General features: G+C 39.9%; 13 protein-coding genes. 11 read left to right on the top strand and 2 right to left on the bottom strand.

Annotation, left to right across the window (positions count from 1 at the left end; translation table 11 throughout):
- Positions 1-12 precede the first annotated feature (12 nt).
- The 11 genes from HMPREF9009_RS18450 (at position 13) to HMPREF9009_RS18500 (ending at position 14,787) form a co-directional block, all read left to right on the top strand.
- Entirely contained in the window at positions 13-1,128 is a 1,116-nt protein-coding gene (locus HMPREF9009_RS18450) for a glycosyltransferase family protein (RefSeq protein WP_049702948.1), read from the top strand.
- A gap of 41 nt (positions 1,129-1,169) precedes the next feature.
- The gene (locus HMPREF9009_RS18455) at positions 1,170-2,138 is read left to right on the top strand and encodes a glycosyltransferase family 2 protein (protein WP_004315921.1); all 969 of its coding nucleotides are present in this window, start codon (positions 1,170-1,172) and stop codon (positions 2,136-2,138) included.
- Positions 2,131-3,582, top strand: a complete 1,452-nt coding sequence (locus HMPREF9009_RS18460) for a lipopolysaccharide biosynthesis protein (RefSeq protein ID WP_004315922.1) — start codon at positions 2,131-2,133, stop codon at positions 3,580-3,582. Before HMPREF9009_RS18455 ends, HMPREF9009_RS18460 begins: the two co-directional genes overlap by 8 nt.
- A gap of 43 nt (positions 3,583-3,625) precedes the next feature.
- The gene (locus HMPREF9009_RS18465; RefSeq protein ID WP_004315923.1) at positions 3,626-4,771 is read left to right on the top strand and encodes a glycosyltransferase family protein; all 1,146 of its coding nucleotides are present in this window, start codon (positions 3,626-3,628) and stop codon (positions 4,769-4,771) included.
- Between the two features lie 4 nt (positions 4,772-4,775).
- On the top strand, positions 4,776-5,942 hold the full coding sequence (locus HMPREF9009_RS18470; RefSeq protein WP_008770970.1) for a glycosyltransferase family 4 protein: 1,167 nt from the start codon (positions 4,776-4,778) through the stop codon (positions 5,940-5,942).
- A complete protein-coding gene (locus HMPREF9009_RS18475) occupies positions 5,939-6,790 on the top strand; it encodes a glycosyltransferase family 2 protein (protein WP_004315925.1) in 852 nt (283 codons plus the stop codon). The genes HMPREF9009_RS18470 and HMPREF9009_RS18475 overlap by 4 nt, the downstream gene beginning before the upstream one ends.
- A gap of 4 nt (positions 6,791-6,794) precedes the next feature.
- The gene (locus HMPREF9009_RS18480) at positions 6,795-7,886 is read left to right on the top strand and encodes a hypothetical protein (protein ID WP_004315926.1); all 1,092 of its coding nucleotides are present in this window, start codon (positions 6,795-6,797) and stop codon (positions 7,884-7,886) included.
- 166 nt (positions 7,887-8,052) lie between these two features.
- Entirely contained in the window at positions 8,053-9,693 is a 1,641-nt protein-coding gene (locus HMPREF9009_RS18485) for an LTA synthase family protein (protein WP_015531241.1), read from the top strand.
- A gap of 8 nt (positions 9,694-9,701) precedes the next feature.
- Positions 9,702-10,916, top strand: coding sequence for a glycosyltransferase family 2 protein (locus HMPREF9009_RS18490; protein ID WP_008770969.1), 1,215 nt, complete (start codon positions 9,702-9,704; stop codon positions 10,914-10,916).
- Between the two features lie 70 nt (positions 10,917-10,986).
- Positions 10,987-13,644, top strand: coding sequence for a hybrid sensor histidine kinase/response regulator (locus HMPREF9009_RS18495; protein WP_049702949.1), 2,658 nt, complete (start codon positions 10,987-10,989; stop codon positions 13,642-13,644).
- A gap of 45 nt (positions 13,645-13,689) precedes the next feature.
- Positions 13,690-14,787: an endonuclease/exonuclease/phosphatase family protein gene (locus HMPREF9009_RS18500; RefSeq protein ID WP_008022106.1), complete on the top strand. Its 1,098-nt coding sequence runs from the start codon at positions 13,690-13,692 to the stop codon at positions 14,785-14,787.
- A 47-nt stretch (positions 14,788-14,834) separates the two neighbouring features.
- Here the strand turns inward: HMPREF9009_RS18500 and HMPREF9009_RS18505 are convergent, their stop codons facing one another.
- Positions 14,835-18,080 carry a TonB-dependent receptor gene (locus tag HMPREF9009_RS18505; protein ID WP_004311593.1) on the bottom strand — a complete coding sequence of 1,082 codons (3,246 nt, stop codon included), beginning with the start codon at positions 18,078-18,080 and terminating at the stop codon, positions 14,835-14,837.
- Positions 18,081-18,296: 216 nt separating this feature from the next.
- Positions 18,297-19,988, bottom strand: a complete 1,692-nt coding sequence (gene ettA, locus HMPREF9009_RS18510) for an energy-dependent translational throttle protein EttA (RefSeq protein ID WP_004311592.1) — start codon at positions 19,986-19,988, stop codon at positions 18,297-18,299.
- Positions 19,989-20,040: the final 52 nt, after the last annotated feature.

The raw sequence follows: 20,040 nt of genomic DNA on the forward strand, positions 1-20,040 counted from the left end.
AAAACTTAAAAAATGAGTGATAGCGAAACAGACAGCCCATCAATAAAAGCACTGATCGTTTTCAGAGAAAACGGAGAAACCGACAATCTATTTGTTCCTATCTTATGCGATGCTATCAGAATGGCTGGAATCAATGTAAGATACTCCCAAAAAGAATTCTGGGAATCGGATACGACTTATGACATCATCCATTTCCAATGGCCGGAAGAACTGGTGGGATGGACATGCAAAGACCCCGACGTCATCCGCCGCCTGAAAGAACGCATTGATTTTTTCCGCTCGCGAGGAACTCATTTCATATACACACGGCACAACATTCACCCCCACTATGCAAATGATATCATCAGCCGGGTCTACGACATAATCGAATCGGAGAGTGACACCGTAGTGCACATGGGACATTACAGCCAGACAGAATTCATACAAAAATATCCCGACAGCAGGAACGTCATCATCCCGTACCACATCTACCAACACACCTACAAAGAAGATATCAGCATAGAGCGCGCGCGCCAATATCTGAACCTGCCACAAGAAGCATTCGTCGTCACCGCCTTCGGGAAATTCCGCAACCGGGAAGAAAGACGTATGCTGCTCGGAGCGTTCCGCGACTGGGACAAAGAACGGAAACTACTGATAGCCCCTCGCTTATGCCCCTTTTCAAGGCGCAATAACTATGGCGGAAATATCCTCAAACGATGGGCTTCCCGAATTGGCTACTATGTCCTCATGCCGTTGTTAAACCGTATGTTCAGACTACAAGCGGGAGCCAACGACGAACCGATAGACGAGTGCGACCTCCCTTATTATATGTCTGCCTCTGACGTGATATTCATCCAAGAAAGAAATGCACTAAACTCCGTAAATATTCCTCTTGCTTTTCTTTTCCACAAGATAGTCGTAGGACCAAATACCGGCAATATAGGCGAACTATTAAAAAACACAGGCAATCCGACTTTCAATCCGAATCATAAAGCCGATATCATACGGGCACTGAAAATGGCCTGGCAGTTATCTACTTGGGGAAAAGGAGAAATGAACTATACCTATGCACTAGAAAACATGAGTATAGATAAAGTGGGCAAACAATATGCCGAAGTATATAGAGATTTGAACAGCAGATTGTAATGCTGCTGCCAGTATCAATAATTTATCAGAATACGAAATGCATGAAATATAATGAAATAAAAGTCAGTGTCGTCATTCCTGTCTATAACACTGAAAAATATGTTCGTCAAGCAGTAGAAAGCGTGATGTATCAAAGCTTGAAAGAACTGGAAATAATAGTTGTAGATGACGGATCAACAGACAAAAGTTTAAGTATAGTAGAAAAACTGGGTGACACTGACAAACGTATACAAATATATACACAAGCGAATCAGGGACAATCAATTGCGCGTAACAGAGGGATCTCACACGCACACGGAGAATATATCTATTTTATGGATAGCGACGATCTGCTGGAAGAAGATGCTTTGGAATTGTGTTATCATAAATGCAAAGAAGAAAAACTTGATTTTGTATTTTTTGATGCTTTAGTTTTCTTTGAAAACAACGTTGAAAATGCTCCAACACTGAATTACAAACATACAGAGAAATTAGAAGACAAAATCTATACCGGCCAGGAAGCACTTGAAATTCAATTACAGAATAAAGAATATACTCCTTCCGTTTGCCTGCACTTTATTCATAGAAACGTGATAGAAAAACATAATCTATCATTTTATCCCGAAATCGTACACGAAGACCAACTGTTTACTACCTTGCTTTATCTACAAAGCACGAAAGCAGCTTGCATTAAACGAACTTTTTTTCATCGTCGTATGAGAAAAGATTCTACAATGACGAGTAAATTCGCAATGCGGAACATAAAAGGATATCTTGTCGTCACAGAAGAGATTCTTAGCTTTAGAAGACAGACTACCGAAGATAAAAATAAAGAAATTATTGATTTATATTTATCTCAAATGCTTGACGCTGCCATGTGGCAAGCACATTCACTAAAATTACCGGAGCGGATCAAACTCGCACGGTTGTGCCTGCAAAAATATAAAAAGTATGTATCGACAAAAACGATAGGGGCATTACTTTTCAAATTCCTATTTATAAACCATAAAAAAACGGTCGACAATGGCTAGCAACATTAAAAATCAACTCTTTTCAGGAGTGTTCTATACCGCACTGGCCAAATACAGCGGCATTGTCATTTCTCTTGTAATAGCAGGAATACTGGCCCGCCTCCTATCTCCGGACGACTTCGGAATCGTAGCCGTTGCCACCGTAATCATCGCTTTTTTCAGCCTCCTCACCGATATGGGAATATCTCCCGCTATCATACAGCACAAATCACTGACAAAAGATGAACTATCAACTATTTTCTCGTTTACCGTATGGACCGGCATCGGAATCAGCATCTTGTTTTTTGCAGCTTCATGGATGATTGCCGACTATTACGAAAGCGAAATCCTGCGGACACTGTGTCAACTGCTGTCCGTTAATCTATTCTTTGCCTCCGCCACCATCGTGCCGGGAGCACTATTCTATCGGAACAAGGAATTCAAATTCATCGCTATCCGTAGTTTCGTTATCCAGATTTCCGCAGGTGCGGCAGCCGTGACTGCCGCCCTCTGCGGAGCAGGATTATATGCACTGATTATCAACCCAATAATATCCAGCATACTCATATTCGTCATCTCCTACCAGCGCTATCCGCAACGACTGCGTTTCACGCTGGGGCTGACGGCGCTCCGGAAGATATTCTCCTATTCCGCCTACCAGTTTCTATTCAACGTCATCAACTACTTCAGCCGCAATCTGGACAAATTACTGATTGGCAAATACATGAGTATGTCCGACCTCGGATATTACGAAAAATCCTATCGCCTGATGATGCTTCCCTTGCAAAACATCACCCAGGTCATCACTCCTGTAATGCACCCCATCTTCAGTGATTTCCAAAATGACAAAGCAAAACTAGCCACCTCTTATGAACGTATTCTCCGATTCCTCGCTTTCATCGGATTGCCTCTTAGCGTGCTGCTCTTCTTTACAGCAGAGGAAGTAACGTTGATTATTTTTGGAGTCCAATGGCTGCCCTCCGTACCCGTTTTTCGGCTACTCTCCCTGTCCGTAGGAATTCAGATCATACTCTCCTCGTCCGGTTCCATCTTTCAGGCGGCAGGCGATACACGGAGCTTATTTGTATGCGGAGTGTTCTCGTCTGTGCTCAACGTGACAGGCATACTGCTCGGAATCTTCTATTTCGGAACGCTGACAGCAGTGGCTAGTTGCATTGTGGTGACGTTCTCCATCAACTTTATACAATGTTACTGGCAAATGTACCGGATAACCTTCCGTCGAAGTGCGTGGCCATTCATTCGTCAGCTTATTTCTCCGTTCATCATTAGCATTTTGATAGCATTAGCCCTCATTCCCATGCAGTATGCACTGGAAGGGATGAATATTTTTGTGACAATTATAGCCAAAAGTATCGTTAGTTTTATTATCTTTGGCATTTATATACAAATGACGCATGAGTATGACATTATCGGCAAAGTGCGAAGCATCCTGTGTAAGAGATAATAAAAAGAACAGAATAAACAATATATAGAGATTTGAGCAACCAATGAAAGCCTTATTCCTTATATTCCACGGCTTCGACAAAGCCAACGGAATTAGCAAAAAAATACACTATCAGGTAAAAGCCCTCAAAGAATGTGGGTTAGATGTTCGTTTATGTTATTATGACATAAGCCCTTCCGGTGAACGCCGCTGGATGGCAGACAATGCAGTGATTGCTGAATTGGGACAAGGAGTGTTTGCGAAAATTCGGAAACGGTTGGGCCTAAACTGCATAGCAAACTACGTACTTCGCGAAAATATACATTTTGTCTACATCCGTTCATATCATAATGCAAACCCTTTCACCATAAATATGGTGAAACGTATGAAGAAAAAAGGAGCAAAAGTGGTCATGGAGATACCGACTTTTCCTTACGATCAAGAGTACATCACATGGCCTATGAAATTCAAAAGGCTCACAGATCGTTGTTTTCGTCATCGCCTGGCCTCTTTCCTTAATGGAATAGTCACCTTTTCAAACGCTAAAAATATCTTTGGCGAACGAACAATCCGCATATCTAACGGAATTGATTTTGATGCCATTCCTATGAAGAAACAAATGAATGACACGACACATGAGCTACATTTAATAGGAGTAGCTGAAGTACACTATTGGCATGGATTCGATCGACTTATCCGTGGATTAGCTGAATATTATTGTACGAATCCTGACTACAAAGTTTATTTTCATATCGTGGGACCATTATCCGGCGAACGTGAAAAGCAAGAAATCCTTCCCGTCATTCGTGATAATAAACTAGAATCTTATGTTATCCTCCATGGACCACAGCATGATCAGCAACTTGACGCCATGTTTGAGCAGGCAGATTTTGCTATCGGTAGTTTAGGCCGACACCGCAGTGGTATCACACATATCAAAACTTTAAAAAATCGCGAATATGCTGCACGAGGATTGGCATTTACTTATTCAGAAATCGACGAAGATTTTGATAAGATGCCTTACATTTGGAAAGCACCACCAGATGAATCACCTATTAATATTCAACAGTTAATCAGCTTTCAAAAGTCTCTGACTATGACTCCGCAGAATATTAGAGAATCTATCCGTCCATTGTCCTGGACAGCGCAAATGAAAAAAGTCATCGATGAATTGGACATCAGACCACAGCATACAATACTTGAAAAGTAATCCGATGAATAAAAAAGTAAAAATAGCCTATTGCATCCCCTCGCTCTATTATCCTAGTGGAATGGAACGTGTACTTACACTAAAAGCAAACTATTTTGCAGAACATTTAGGGTATGACATACACATCATATTGACCGATGGAAAAGGAAAAGAACCTTACTATAAATTGTATCCATCCATCACCACCCATCAGCTCGACATCAACTATGACGAATTGTATGGCCTTTCCTTACCGAAACGAATTCACCGATATTGGAGCAAACAGAAATTGTTTAAAAAAAGGCTGGAGACATGCCTCAATGAGATTGAACCGGACATTACCATCTCTCTCTTACGACGTGATATAAACTTCATCAATAAGATGAAAGACAAAAGCATTAAGCTTGGAGAAATCCACTTCAACAAGTCCAATTACCGGGAATTCAGCGACAACTGTCTTCCTGGTATCATTCAGCGTGCCGTCAAGCAATACTGGATGTGGCAACTCATCAGGCAGGTGCGACAACTCAAAAGTTTTGTCGTCCTTAGCCATGAAGATGCTGCCGAATGGACAGAGCTCAATAATGTAACCGTAATCTACAATCCACTCCCGTTTTTGCCGGAACAACAATCGGATAACACCCCCAAACAGGTCATTGCCGTAGGCAGATATGTCCCTCAAAAAGGATTTGACCGTTTAATATCTGCTTGGAGCATTGTCAATAAAAAACACCCGGACTGGATTCTCCGTATCTATGGTGATGGTATGCGGGAACAACTTCAGAACCAAATCTACGAACTAGGAATTAGCCCCAGTTGTATTCTGGAGCATAGCACACCGGATATTGTCGATAAGTACTGTAAAAGTTCTATCTTCGTCCTTTCTTCGCGTTATGAGGGATTTGGCATGGTTATTATAGAAGCAATGGCATGTGGAGTACCTCCCGTCTCATTTACATGCCCCTGCGGACCGCGTGATATCATCAGCGACGGAATAAACGGACTATTAGTAGAAAACGGTAATATAGAGGGATTAGCAGAGAAAATCTGCTATCTGATAGAAAACGAAAATGTACGACGAGAAATGGGACGGCAAGCTCGAATGGATATAGAACGTTTCAGGATCGAACCAATCGCAGAACAATGGAAAACATTGTTTGAAAGTATCATTGAAAAAAATAAAGATTTATGAAATGGTATACTAAATATCTGCAAGTTTACGAACAACCTTTCGATTCAGCACCAAAGGAAGCAGTAGATTTCGTAAAAACTAAATTGCAGAAATTATCGGAAAACAAACAACCCTTAGCATCTGTCATTCTCATCTGCTATAATGAAGAAAAGCGTTTGCTAAGTTGCTTATGGTCGCTTTGTGACAACATCTGTGACTTTCCGATTGAAATTCTGGCTGTCAACAACAATTCTTCCGATCGAACTGAAAGTGTGCTCCAACAGTTGGGAGTCACTTATTTCAATGAGCTTAAGAAAGGACCGGGACATGCCCGCCAATGCGGATTAAACCAAGCAAAAGGAACATACCATATCTGTATTGACACCGATACCATGTACCCGAACAATTACATCAAGACACATGTAAAAAAACTAATGCAACCAAACGTAGTCTGCACGTTCAGCCTTTGGAGCTTTATTCCTGATGAGCAACACTCTAAATGGGGATTATGGTGGTATGAATCATTAAGAGACTTTTACCTGCGCATTCAAGCCATACAGCGTCCGGAACTTTGTGTACGCGGCATGACATTCGCATTCAAAACAGAATTAGGCAAGCAGTTAGGATTCCGCACAGATATCATTCGTGGTGAAGACGGCTCACTGGCTTTAGCGATGAAACCTTACGGAAAACTCGTCTTTATCCATTCTTCAAAAGCACGGGTTATAACCGGATATGGAACAGTAGGAGCAGATGGAGGACTGTTTAAAAGCTTCAAAGTGCGTTTTATCAAAGGATTAAAAGGTATTGGAGGATTATTCACCAGAAAGAAAAAATATAAAGATAAAGACAATAATTTAATCAAATAAGCAAATGAAAATAATAAGAAAAATTATTCTAGTTGTTATTTGTGTAATATTAGTTGACTATATATACCAGTATAATCAATTTCAAAAGTATAATCAGGCTCCATTAATTATCAAGACTCCGGAAGGTAGTAACCAACCCTATCACCCATCAGTAATATACATTCCGGAAGGATGGAATGGATATAAATACTGGATGGCGGAAACTCCATATCCCTTAGGTGAGGATGGTGATTGGAAAGGATTGCCTCCATATAGAGAACGATGGGAAAATCCATGTGTGCATGTATCTAAAGACGGAATACATTGGAACGATTTTGAGGACTCTCAAAATCCAATAGATGATTTAGACGAAAACAATATTATAAATAAAGATTATTTTTCAGACCCACATTTAGTCTTTTATAAAGATACTTTAGAGTGCTGGTACCGCATCAGCCATCAAAAAAATAATGCTACTTATATATTACGCAAATATACTCTCAATGGAAAAGACTGGTCTCCCCGAGAGGTGATGATAAATCTACAAGATACCTCTATCATAAAAAATGAAACAGGTAATATGGTTATAAGCCCTGCGATACATAAAGGTACTAATGGATATGTAATGTGGTATGTGAACAGTATAGAAAAGCCAAGAGAAATCTGTAGAAGTTTTTCTACAGATGGGAAAAAGTGGAGCAAAAAAGAAACATGTCATCTACCTGACAATTCTGTTACCCCTTGGCATATTGATTTAGCATATATAGACAAAATATATTATCTAGTTATATATGATTATGATACTAATAACCTAGTATTATACTCCAGTTCCGACGGCTTATCATTTAACAACAAAAAATATATATTATCCAAAGCTCCAATGCTGGGTTCTTTTTATTCCTATGGTTTATATCGAAGTTCACTTATTAAGGACAATGAAAAATATAAGCTATATTTTAGTGCTTTTGAGAAAAAAACTGCTATAGGACTAATGGAAGGAAATTCAATAAGTACATTACATGCTACTTCTGCAGAGGGAAATTTTATATCTTTCTGCAAATTTCCAATTGTATATTTGAGGAATAAAAAACAGTCGCTAAAGGAATTATTTCAATAGCATAGTTGAAAACAAACAATATAATTATGATTGGCGGCACCTTAAGCGTATTTAAAAGTATTTGCAGACAAAATAGTGAGATAGAAATATGAATATAAAATTATTAATCAAACAATTTACATTCCCCTTGTCGTTAATATTACTATGCTATATTAATTTACAATACATGCACTACTCAATTCTTATTGATAAATATTCTCTTACTCCATTCTCATATCTGGAGAATATCATTCATGCTTTTATCGATATATGCCTATTATTCTTTATTCCACTTTATCTAATTGGAAAAAAGACTTATTTATTTTTCATTCCATATACTATCATTACAATACTGGTAATTGTAAATGTATCTTATAGTAGATTCTTCTACACATATATGCCTCCAATATTATATGGAGAATTCAACAATCTTGACGGACTATCAGCTAACGTATTTGCAACTATTAGGTTCTCTGACATTACAATACTAATAACAACTCTTGCAAGTATCTTATCTTATAAACAATTTCATAGAGCTTATTCTGAAATAAGAAGAAAGACACGAAGAATCTTTTCCCTTTACATATTAGGAATTGCATTTATTTTATTAGGAGGATTAATAGCTACAGCAACAATACATTGGTCATCATTAAACTACAAGTATGTTCACCCTTTTAAAAATAGTCCAACAGAAAGTATATTCAAATTCGGAATAATTTATGGGACCATTATACAATGTGCATCAAACAACAAACAAGACTGTAACCCAGAGGAAGTGGCAAAACTGGAACCATTCTTTTACGAATCAAAATATAGTATTGAATATCCACCAAAAGAAAATATTATTCTCATTATAGTAGAATCCCTTCTTTCGTTCCCTACAGATCTAAAAATAAATGGAATAGAAATTACTCCTACCCTCAACAAATTAGTAGAAAAAGGAGCATACTACAATAATAACATGACTTCTCTGATACAATTAGGCGAATCGAGCGACGGACAATTCACATACCTCAACGGACTTATACCCAAAACAAAAGGTGTTACCATTTACGATTATTTTAATAATACTTTCGTGTCCTTGCCCAAACTTTTAAAGAAACAAAAACCTGGAATCGAATGTAGAATGGTTATTCCTACTTCATCTAAAACATGGAGACAAGATGGAGTATGTATCCAATATGGGTTTGATAAACTCTATTCACGAAAGGAATATACATTGAGTAATTATAAAGAAAATTGGTTAAATGATAAGCTTCTTTTTGAATATGCAGCAAGCATAGACAAAAATAGCAAACAACCTTTTTTCTCACTTATCCTCACATCATCAACGCATTCTCCATATACCAAAGCAGTTGAAGACTACCTCATTCCATTCCCTGACACATATTCAGAAGAATTAAAAAATTATCTATCTAATGTGCATTATATGGATAAATACTTAGGTAAGTATTTGAATTTCTTAAAAGAAAATCATCTTTACCACAATTCTCTAATTATAATAGCCAGTGACCATTCCATTTCAAATGACTGGCTTAAATCCAAAGAAGAAGATAATGTTTCTTTTCAAATCCCATTGTATATTGTAAACTCTCCACAAAAGATCGACAAAACAAGCGATTATGTTATCACGCAAGCTGATTTATTTCCAACCCTTCTTGATTTGGGGGGTATTCATTCTGAATGGAGAGGAGTAGGAAATAGCTTACTTTGCCCTGATTCCATTTTGAACACCGAAAGAGAAAAAAAACGAATAATATATAGAGAAAAAATTTCTGATATTATATTAGATAGTGATTATTTTAAAGGAAAGAAAATATCTAAATAAATACAGCTATGAACGAAATCATCACTCTTTGTCTTGAAATAATTTTCTGGTTTGCCTTGTTCATTGTGTTCTACACATATCTGGGCTACGGAATCGTGCTTTACGTTCTCGTCAAGTTGAAAGAACTTTTCGTGAAGCCTGTGAAGCGTTCGTTGCCGGCATCGGACGCTGGTTTGCCGGAAGTGACTCTCTTCATTACAGCATTCAATGAAGAAGATGTTATAGACGAAAAGATGGAGAACAGTCTTGAACTGGACTACCCTGCGGACAAACTGCATATCGTATGGGTGACAGACGGAAGCAACGACGGTACGAACGAACGACTGAAAACCCGTTGGCAGGGAAAAGCGACCATACACTTCCAACCCCTACGACAGGGTAAGACAGCCGCAATGACACGTGGAATGACGCTGGTGGACACTCCGCTCGTCGTCTTTACGGATGCTAACACTATGGTAAACCGGGAAGCAATACAGGAAATCGTACTTGCTTTCCAAGACCCGAAAGTGGGCTGCGTGGCCGGCGAAAAACGGATCGCCGTACAGACCAAAGACGGAGCCGCTGCCGGTGGGGAAGGTATTTACTGGAAATACGAATCAACACTGAAAGCACTTGACGCCCGCCTCTACTCTGCTGTAGGAGCAGCAGGCGAACTATTTGCCGTGCGTCGTGAACTATTCGAAGCAATGGAACCGGATACGTTGCTCGATGATTTTATTCTTTCGCTCCGGATCACCATGAAAGGTTATACCATTGCTTATTGCACCAATGCTTACGCCATCGAAAGCGGTTCGGCAGATATGCGCGAAGAAGAAAAGCGGAAAGTGCGCATCGCTGCGGGAGGATTGCAGTCCATCTGGCGACTTCGTCCGTTGCTGAATCCTTTCCGCTACGGGACACTTAGCTTTCAATATACGTCTCACCGGGTATTGCGATGGTCTATTACTCCGTTCCTGTTGTTTGCTCTCTTCCCGCTGAATATTGCGATTCTGCTGTTAGGTGGTTCCGCGATATTCTACGGAGTGCTGCTTGCCATGCAGGTTCTTTTTTACGGGTTGGGATATTGGGGATATTATCTATCCACCAAACAGATAAAAAACAAGTTGCTTTTTATCCCCTACTATTTCCTATTTATGAATGTCAATGTGCTGAAAGGCATCCGTTATCTGAAAAAGAAAAAAGGAAGCGGAGCCTGGGAAAAGGCAAAGCGCGCTGAAAAGTAAAACAAATGCTATTATCTTTTGTTATCCTTACTATAAGACATTAGTCTCTATCATCTAATAAAAAACAGACATGAACAGAATATTACATGATGCGAATAACGCACAAAGAATATTGAAACTGACGGCAGATACAATGCTATTGGTTGACAGGCACGGAGTCTGCGTAGACATTGAGCCTCATTGTGATCTATGGTTTCTGCAAGAGGATATACTTTTAGGAAAAAATATATTTGAGCTTTTACCAGAATATACGAGAGAGGGGGTGATGCCCATCTTCCAGATTGTACTCGAAGAACAAAGAAGCATCAGCAAGAACTTCAAGTTGGTGCTGAAAGGCGAAACTTTTTACTTCAAATGCCTCATGTTCCCTTATGACGGTATGGTGCTTTGCCAATATCGCGACATCACGCAAAGAAGCAACGTAAAAAGACAGTTGGAACAGGCAAATCTCACCCTGCGGGCTATCCAAAAGGTAGCCCAGATAGGACAATGGACGTACAATACGAAACAGAATATTTTTCATTATCTTGGATATACCGGTGTTTTGTGCGAGGAAAATGTGCAAAACCTTGCCATTGAGAAATATGTGGAACTGATTGTAGAAGAAGACCGTCAGAGTTTTATGGAATGGTGTCGGGTGAACGAAAAAGAACTCAACATGGAAAGCATCAGCTACCGTGTCCGCCTGAACGGAGAAATCTTCTATATGCGTATCCAGACTTATCTGCGTGAACAACGCTCCGACGGTAGTTTCAATATCGAAGGCTATATCCAGAACATCACGGACATACAGCATCGTAGAAATGACATCAATACACTGACTCATGCCATCAACAACGCCAAAGAAAGTATCTTTGCCGCCAAGCCCGATGGCACGATTATCTTTGCCAACCGTCGTTTCCTGTACAATCATGGTATTTCAGAAAACGAAGACATCAGTCAATTAAAGATTTACAATGTCGCCGCAGATATGCCTACACAAGAGGCTTGGAACGAACGTTGCAAAGATGTCATACACGGTGGCAGCAGTAACTTTGTGGCTCATCACCCATCTAAAATCAATAAAGGTATATTGGCTTATGAAGGCACGATGTACAACGTGACCAATGATTCCGGAGAAGAAAGTTACTGGTCGTTTGCCCATGATATTTCCGAGAGGATTCGGTACGAAGCCCAAATCAAACGGCTCAACCAAATCATGGATACAACCATCAACAATCTCCCTGCCGGGATTGTAGTGAAGGAAATCAACAACGACTTCCGATACATTTACCGGAATCGGGAGGCCTACAACCGCGATCTTTATAAGAACGACCCTGTCGGCAAGAATGACTTCGATTTCTACCCGCCTATCGTAGCCGAAAAGAAGAGACAAGAAGATATCCAGGTGGCCACCACCGGAAAAGGTCTGCACTGGACTGCTGAAGGAAAGGACAGAAACGGAAACATGATTATCCTCGACAAACGGAAAATCCGGGTGGACGGTGACGAATTGTCTTCGCCTATCATCGTCAGCATCGAATGGGACATCACGGAGCTGGAAATGATAAAACGGGAACTTCAATCGTCGAAAGAGAAAGCGGAAATGTCTGATAGCCTGAAGTCGGCCTTCCTCGCCAATATGAGTCATGAAATACGTACGCCGCTGAATGCTATCGTAGGTTTCTCGCATCTCATTGCCGAAAGCGACGATGCGGAAGAACGGAAGACGTATTATAACATCGTAAACGCGAACAACGAACGTCTCCTGCAACTTATCAACGAGATTCTCGACCTCTCGAAGATTGAATCGGGAACCATCGAGTTTTCCTTCGGACCGGCTAGTCTCCATAATCTCTGCCGGGAAGTGCACGATGCTCATATATTCCGTACTCCGCAGGGAGTAAGCCTTGTCTATGAATCCTCGGACGAAAGTCTGATGATTGAAACGGACAAGAATCGAGTATTCCAGGTGATTTCAAATCTGATTGGAAATGCTGTCAAGTTTACGAAGGAAGGAAGCATCAGTTATGGTTACAAACTGGCGGACAATCAGATTGTATTCCACGTAACGGATACCGGAACAGGAATTGAACCGGAGAAAGTGGGGCGTGTGTTCGAGCGTTTCGCAAAGCTGAACAATCATGCACAGGGCACTGGGTTGGGATTATCTATCTGTAAGTCTATCGTTGAACGTCTCGGGGGCAAGATTTCCGTCAGCTCCGAATTTGGTAAGGGAACGACGTTTACATTTACTTTGCCATACACGATTGCAAATCCTGCAAATGTGGATTCTTCAAAGAAAGAGAATGGTGAAGGAAACATCGCTGGAATAGCATCTGCCGGAAAAACTGCTGATTCGAGTGTTGACAATTCTGCAAATACACGGCATGCCTGTATTTTGGTTGCCGAAGATACGGACAGCAATTTCGACTTATTGAAGGCTATTCTAGGTAAAGACCATCAGCTTATACGTGCGCATGACGGAATGGAAGCTGTCACGATGTTCGATGAAGTGAAACCGGATCTTATCTTGATGGATATCAAGATGCCGAATCTGGACGGACTGGAAGCTACAAAAATCATCCGTGAACTGTCTGCCACTGTTCCTATTATTGCTCAAAGTGCCTTTGCATACGAACAGGACCGGAAAGCGGCTGAAGAAGCGGGGTGCAATGATTTTATAGCTAAACCAATAGCGGATGATAAGTTGAAAGCAATGATTCATAAATGGTTGCTTCCTTCGTAGAGAGCTTAATCCCTCATGATATAACCAGCAAATAATTTAGATTAAATGAAAGCCTTTTACAGACTGTTTTATTACATATCCATCGTGCTGACCAGTATTTTGGCAGGAGTTACCATTGCGGGTGCTTTCGTAGGCAATGCCGCACCGGATAGTTTCAAATTTATGCCTTTCATCGGTTTGGTACTACCGATACTTTTATTGGCTAATCTTGCTTCTGCTATCTACTGGACGATTCGTTGGCGGTGCTGGGTTTTCATCCCTCTGATTGCTATATTCAGCAATTGGGGGTATATGAGCTGTGTATTACAATCGCCTTTTTTCAGTCCGGCTTCGTCACCGATGGTTAAAATGAATGTATATACTCCGGGGGTGTTGACGGTTGCTACTTACAACGTCGATGCCTTTAACCACGAGCATACCGGCTACTCATGCAAGGAGATTGCTTCTTACATGAGAAACCTGCAAGCAGATATTCTCTGTTTTCAAGAATTTGGCATAAACGATGAGTTTGGCATCGATAGTATATCCGCAGCTCTTTCTAATTGGCCGTATCATTATATTCCTTCTTCGCCCGAAGGGAAAAATCTGTTGCAACTGGCTGTTTTCAGCCGTTATCCTATCAAGGAGGAGCATCTTATCATCTATCCTGATTCGAAAAATTGCAGTCTTGCATGTGATATTGAAATCAATGGTCGCACCATCCGCCTGTTCAACAATCATCTCCAAACAACGGAAGTAAGCCAGAACAAGCGCAAACTGGAAAAGGGACTTCGTACGGATGATTCCCAAAGAGTGGAACATGCTACCCTGGGACTTATCGACGGCTTACATGAGAATTTCCGGAAACGGGCCGTACAAGCTGATCTTCTCAAGCAACTGATAGCCGCCTCCCCCTATCCAACTCTAGTCTGCGGTGACTTTAACTCTCTGCCGTCTTCGTATGTTTATCACACTATAAAAGGTGATAAGTTGCAGGATGGCTTTCAAACGAGCGGACATGGGTATATGTATACTTTCAAGTACTTCAAGCATCTGTTGAGAATCGACTATATTCTCCATTCACCGGAACTGAATAGCACGGATTACTTCTCGCCGGATCTTAATTATAGCGACCATAATCCGGTGGTGATGAGGATGAAATAAAAAAGATGCTCCGTTTATTGAACGAAGCATCTTTTTATATAAATATTCTAGAATGTAAACTTAACGCCTAACTGCATCTGCCATGCACTACCTGTAGAAGCAGTATAATCCCATTTAGAATTTTTCTGGAACACCTCGCGAGAAGATGCATTCATCTGATAAGTAAGAGGTTCTCCTACCTTACTTGCTGTTTTTAACAACCTTACATTATCATAACTCTGCAAACCGCAAGAGCGATAAGCCCCCCACTTCGAATTTAATAAGTTACCAATATTCAACATATCAAGACTTACTTGAATACCGTACTTACGGCTACCAATCTTAGCATAAAAATCCTGTGCTATCTTCATGTCAAAACGGTGAATCCACGGTTCTAAAGAAGAAGCACGTTCTACATACTGCCCCTTGTGATCATTCAAATAAGAGTCATTATTTACATAGTTCCAAAAATCTTCTTGTTGGTCTACCGCCGAATAAGTCACATTATTTTGTTTATCTTTAATATCCACAAATGTCATTTCTTCTTTAGAAGCAGGCACATACATCAAATCGGAATAGTTTCCGTCACCGTTCATATCATTAGAATAGGTATAAGAAAAACGTCCTTGTTGGTAACCTGTATAGAACAAAGAAACAGTCGTTTTCATATTCGCATAAGCAACTTCATAAGAAGCATTAGCTATCAAACGATGCGGGGTAGAAAATAAAGAATAAGAGACACCCGGATCATTCAATGAATTAACTGCAACATTATTCTGCCATACTGAAGCCGCCGATGAACCTGGATTTGCCGTCATATCTTTAGCCATTGTATAAGTGTACCCAAATGAACCTGTAAAGCCAAAATCAAATTTCTTCGTTAATACTGCATTAAAAGAATATTGATAACCTTTTTCATCCCCATTAGTCAACTGTATAACGGTTTTCGTCTTAGGATTGTCATAGTAATTATTCTTAGTCCAATATACACGTCCCGGTTGTTCATTATAGGTTCCAGAAGGGGCCTTTTCGTTCATATTCTTCTGAACAACATTATATATATCACGTGTATACATAGCACCAACAGAAAGCATAAATCCATAAGGTAACTGAAACTCTGCATTTACATTACTACGCCAAACTTGAGGCATTTTAAAATTCGGATCCACATAAGCTATAGCACCGGGGACCTCATTTCCCGGAGTTGATGGAAACATATCCGGATTTTGGGTAAGAGTTTCTTTATAATTTGGATTAAAAGCAAAGTTTGCCGGTAATTCCGAAGTCTCAAATTCGACCATATTTTGCATCTGACCTGCATTTGTCGGTTGGTTAGTGAACCATACAAATGGTAATAACCCTGTAAACAAGCCTGTACCTCCAGTCAAAACAATAGAACGGTCACCTTTTATATCCCAATTAAATCCTAAACGAGGAGATATTAACAATTTACTTTTCGGCCATTCGGATACGTCAACATTCGTTCCATTAAATGACTGTTCTTTGATAGCCGCATTCCCTAACAAATCATCAAAATATAACGGTAAATCAAAGCGTAATCCATATGTCAATTTTAAATTAGGTGTAATAGAATATTCATCTTGTGCATAAGCTCCCAACATACCAAATGTCAGTTCAGCTCCCGGAGCGTCTTTTCCATTATATCCATAAGTAATGCCATACAGCATCGGTTTTTCTCCCGTCATAAAATCGTCCATTGAAGCATAACGATAATATCCATAAGGAGCACGTAAATATGAATTCATGAAATACTGTCTTTCAAATGTTGCACCGGCAGTTATCAAATGGTTTCCTTTATTAATAGTTACATTGTCAGTAACACTAAATACATTATTCTCGACATCATTAAAAGGAGTAAACAATTCTGTACCCAATGTCATATACTGCTTACCGTCCTTGTAAATATCAACCATTGGAAACGCATCTCCCTTAGTTGTACGAGAATCTCGGATATGGGTATAAGTCACTAATAATTTGTTTTGTACTGAAGAAGAAAAATTGCTATTCAACTCACCGGAAAGAGACGTTACAATATTTCTAAAACCATAGTTGGAATTTCCAAATGCAAATGCATCAACCCCATAACGGTTTGAATTAGCTTTAGTGATTACCGAAGAAGTTGAACTAATACTAGCATCATTTTCTGATTTCACTGTGTTAAAACGTAATGACAGTTTATGACTTTTATTAATATTCCAATCCAAACGAGCCATAAGCTTCCAATTTTTACTCTCGAAATCATCAAATTTATCATAACTTCCCGGATCATATCCATATTTATCCTTTACAAAATCACTTATTGTCTTCAAATCCTTTATCCAAGTTCTAGAAATATGATTTTGATTATCCCCACTTCCACCTTCTTCTTGACTAGGAGTCCACAAAATACCAGGGCTAGTACTATTTTCTAATTCTCCATTTACAAAAAAGAATAGTTTATTTTTTATTATCGGAGCTCCTAATGTAAAGCCATACAAACTGGATTTATAACTTTCCACATTAGGAACGTCAACATCGTTAATAGATTTTCCTATAAAATTCTTTGGTTTCTGATATGTATAAACTGTTCCCTTTAATTCGTTTGTACCACTCTTGGTTACAGCATTAATAGAAGCTCCCGTAAAATTGGAATACGTAACACTATAAGGAGAAACATTAACGCTAATTTCATCAATTGCATCAAGTGAAATAGGCTGCGCATCTCCACCCGGCAAATTATTAGTACTCAAACCAAAATTATTGTTCAAAGCTGCACCATCCACAGTTATTGTATTATAACGTCCATCACGTCCGGCAAAAGAATTACTGCCACCCGCATAAGGAGAAAGTTTAGTAAAGTCAGTAATACTACGATTAATAGTAGGCAATGTCGTTAACTGACGCTCACTCACATTCGTTACAGTCCCCATCTTCTCTACTGTTTTCTGTGCTGTTACTATAACTTCATCCAATAATTCAGAACTTTCCTTTAAAACTACATTTAAAGTGTATACTTCTCCTAACGATAAATTTACACCTTTATAAATAGCAGTCTGATAACCAACATAAGAAACTTCAACTTTGTAAGGACCACCGGTACGCATACCTTGCAAATTAAATTGACCACTGATATTAGTCACTGTACCATAACGTGTACCTGACGGCTCGTGGATTGCAACCACAGTCGCTCCAATGATAGGTTCATCTTGTGCTGTAACCTTACCACTCATACTAGAAGTGGTAACCTGCGCACTAACGGTAGCAATGACCATGAGCATCGCCGCTACTAAAAAAGATCGCATTCTCTTTAACATAAATGTAGTTGATTAGTTAATATAAATTGTTTGCTTTTAAAAACTGTGCACAAATATAATTAATAATATTTAGAACTACATTACGATTATACTACAATTTTTTAAGAGAGATAAACGTTTTCCCTTGTTATAAAACGATAAAGGCTCCACAATATTTGCAGAGCCTTTTATTTTGAAACAGAAAGCATTATAAATGCTTCAATCTATTACTTTATACTAGTCAGTCATTAACTTTCTATAACGAACACGTTTTGGTTCTTCATTTCCCAAACGTTTCATTTTGTTTTCTTCGTATTCTGAATATGAACCTTCAAAGTAGAATACATTGGAATCTCCTTCAAAAGCAAGGATATGTGTACAGATACGGTCGAGGAACCAACGGTCGTGCGAGATAACTACTGCACAGCCGGCGAAATCTTCCAAACCTTCTTCCAAAGCACGTAGTGTGTTTACGTCGATATCATTGGTAGGCTCATCGAGCAACAGTACATTACCTTCTTCTTTCAAAGCCATCGCCAAGTGTAAACGGTTTCTTTCACCACCGGACAATACACCGCAGAGTTTTTCCTGATCGCCTCCGGAGAAATTGAAACGGGAAAGGTATGCACGCGCATTCACGTCACGTCCACCCATGCGGATCAACTCATTACCACCGGAAATTACCTGATATACGCTCTTATTCGGATCAATATCTCTGTGTTGCTGGTCTACATACGCCACCTTTACAGTCTCTCCTACTTCAAATTCTCCTTTATCCACTGTTTCCAATCCCATAATCAGGCGGAACAATGTCGTCTTTCCCGCACCATTAGGACCAATCACACCGACAATACCATTAGGAGGAAGCATAAAGTTCAAATCGTCAAACAACAATTTATCACCGTATGCTTTAGCCACATGTTTGGCTTCAATGACCTTATTACCCAGACGGGGACCATTCGGAATAAAGATTTCAAGTTTCTCTTCTTTCTCCTTCACGTCCTCATTCAGCAATTTGTCATAAGAGTTAAGACGTGCCTTACCTTTCGCCTGACGGGCTTTCGGAGCCATGCGTACCCATTCCAACTCACGTTCCAGTGTTTTACGACGTTTACTGGCGGTCTTTTCTTCCATTTCCATACGTTTGGTCTTCTGTTCCAACCAGGAAGAGTAGTTACCTTTCCAAGGGATACCTTCACCACGATCCAGTTCAAGAATCCATCCGGCAACGTGATCGAGGAAGTAACGGTCGTGCGTCACAGCAATAACCGTACCTTCATATTGTTGTAGATGTTGTTCCAACCAGTCAATAGACTCTGCATCCAAGTGGTTGGTAGGTTCGTCCAGCAAAAGCACATCCGGTTTCTGCAGCAACAAACGGCAAAGAGCTACCCGGCGACGTTCACCTCCGGAGAGATTTTCTACCGGCTGATCTTCAGGCGGACAACGGAGAGCATCCATTGCACGCTCCAACTTGCTATCCAGATTCCATGCATCAGTTGCATCAATGATATCTTGCAATTCACCCTGGCGAGCAAAAAGAGCATCCATCTTATCCTGATCCTCATAATACTCCGGCAAACCGAATTTCTGATTGATTTCTTCGTATTCTGTCAGTGCGTCAACAATGGGTTGCACACCTTCCATCACTACTTCTTTTACTGTCTTTGTGTTGTCTAAATAAGGTTCCTGTGCCAAATACCCCACGGAATATCCCGGAGAAAACACGACTTCTCCCTGAAAGGATTTCTCCAAACCGGCGATGATCTTCAATAACGTTGATTTACCAGAACCGTTCAAACCGATAATACCGATTTTCGCTCCATAGAAAAACGACAGGTAAATGTCTTTCAGCACATTCTTATTAGGAGTGAAAGCTTTGCTCACTCCTACCATTGAGAAGATAATTTTTTTATCGTCAGCAGCCATAATGTATGATTATATATTGTTGATAATGGCACAAAGATAAGAAAAATGTTTG

Origin of the sequence: Bacteroides sp. 3_1_13 (genome assembly GCF_001185845.1) — a bacterium.
In the GTDB taxonomy this organism is placed as follows: Bacteria; Bacteroidota; Bacteroidia; order Bacteroidales; family Bacteroidaceae; genus Bacteroides; species Bacteroides xylanisolvens.

Excerpts from the sequence above, each read along its gene's own strand:
- HMPREF9009_RS18485 (WP_015531241.1), top strand. The coding sequence starts at position 8,053 with ATGCACTACTCAATTCTTATTGATAAATATTCTCTTACTCCATTCTCA.
- HMPREF9009_RS18455 (WP_004315921.1), top strand. The coding sequence starts at position 1,170 with ATGAAATATAATGAAATAAAAGTCAGTGTCGTCATTCCTGTCTATAAC.
- HMPREF9009_RS18490 (WP_008770969.1), top strand. The coding sequence starts at position 9,702 with ATGAACGAAATCATCACTCTTTGTCTTGAAATAATTTTCTGGTTTGCC.
- HMPREF9009_RS18495 (WP_049702949.1), top strand. The coding sequence starts at position 10,987 with ATGAACAGAATATTACATGATGCGAATAACGCACAAAGAATATTGAAA.
- HMPREF9009_RS18465 (WP_004315923.1), top strand. The coding sequence starts at position 3,626 with ATGAAAGCCTTATTCCTTATATTCCACGGCTTCGACAAAGCCAACGGA.
- HMPREF9009_RS18475 (WP_004315925.1), top strand. The coding sequence starts at position 5,939 with ATGAAATGGTATACTAAATATCTGCAAGTTTACGAACAACCTTTCGAT.
- HMPREF9009_RS18480 (WP_004315926.1), top strand. The coding sequence starts at position 6,795 with ATGAAAATAATAAGAAAAATTATTCTAGTTGTTATTTGTGTAATATTA.
- HMPREF9009_RS18450 (WP_049702948.1), top strand. The coding sequence starts at position 13 with ATGAGTGATAGCGAAACAGACAGCCCATCAATAAAAGCACTGATCGTT.
- HMPREF9009_RS18500 (WP_008022106.1), top strand. The coding sequence starts at position 13,690 with ATGAAAGCCTTTTACAGACTGTTTTATTACATATCCATCGTGCTGACC.
- HMPREF9009_RS18505 (WP_004311593.1), bottom strand. The coding sequence starts at position 18,080 with ATGTTAAAGAGAATGCGATCTTTTTTAGTAGCGGCGATGCTCATGGTC.
- HMPREF9009_RS18460 (WP_004315922.1), top strand. The coding sequence starts at position 2,131 with ATGGCTAGCAACATTAAAAATCAACTCTTTTCAGGAGTGTTCTATACC.
- HMPREF9009_RS18470 (WP_008770970.1), top strand. The coding sequence starts at position 4,776 with ATGAATAAAAAAGTAAAAATAGCCTATTGCATCCCCTCGCTCTATTAT.
- ettA (WP_004311592.1), bottom strand. The coding sequence starts at position 19,988 with ATGGCTGCTGACGATAAAAAAATTATCTTCTCAATGGTAGGAGTGAGC.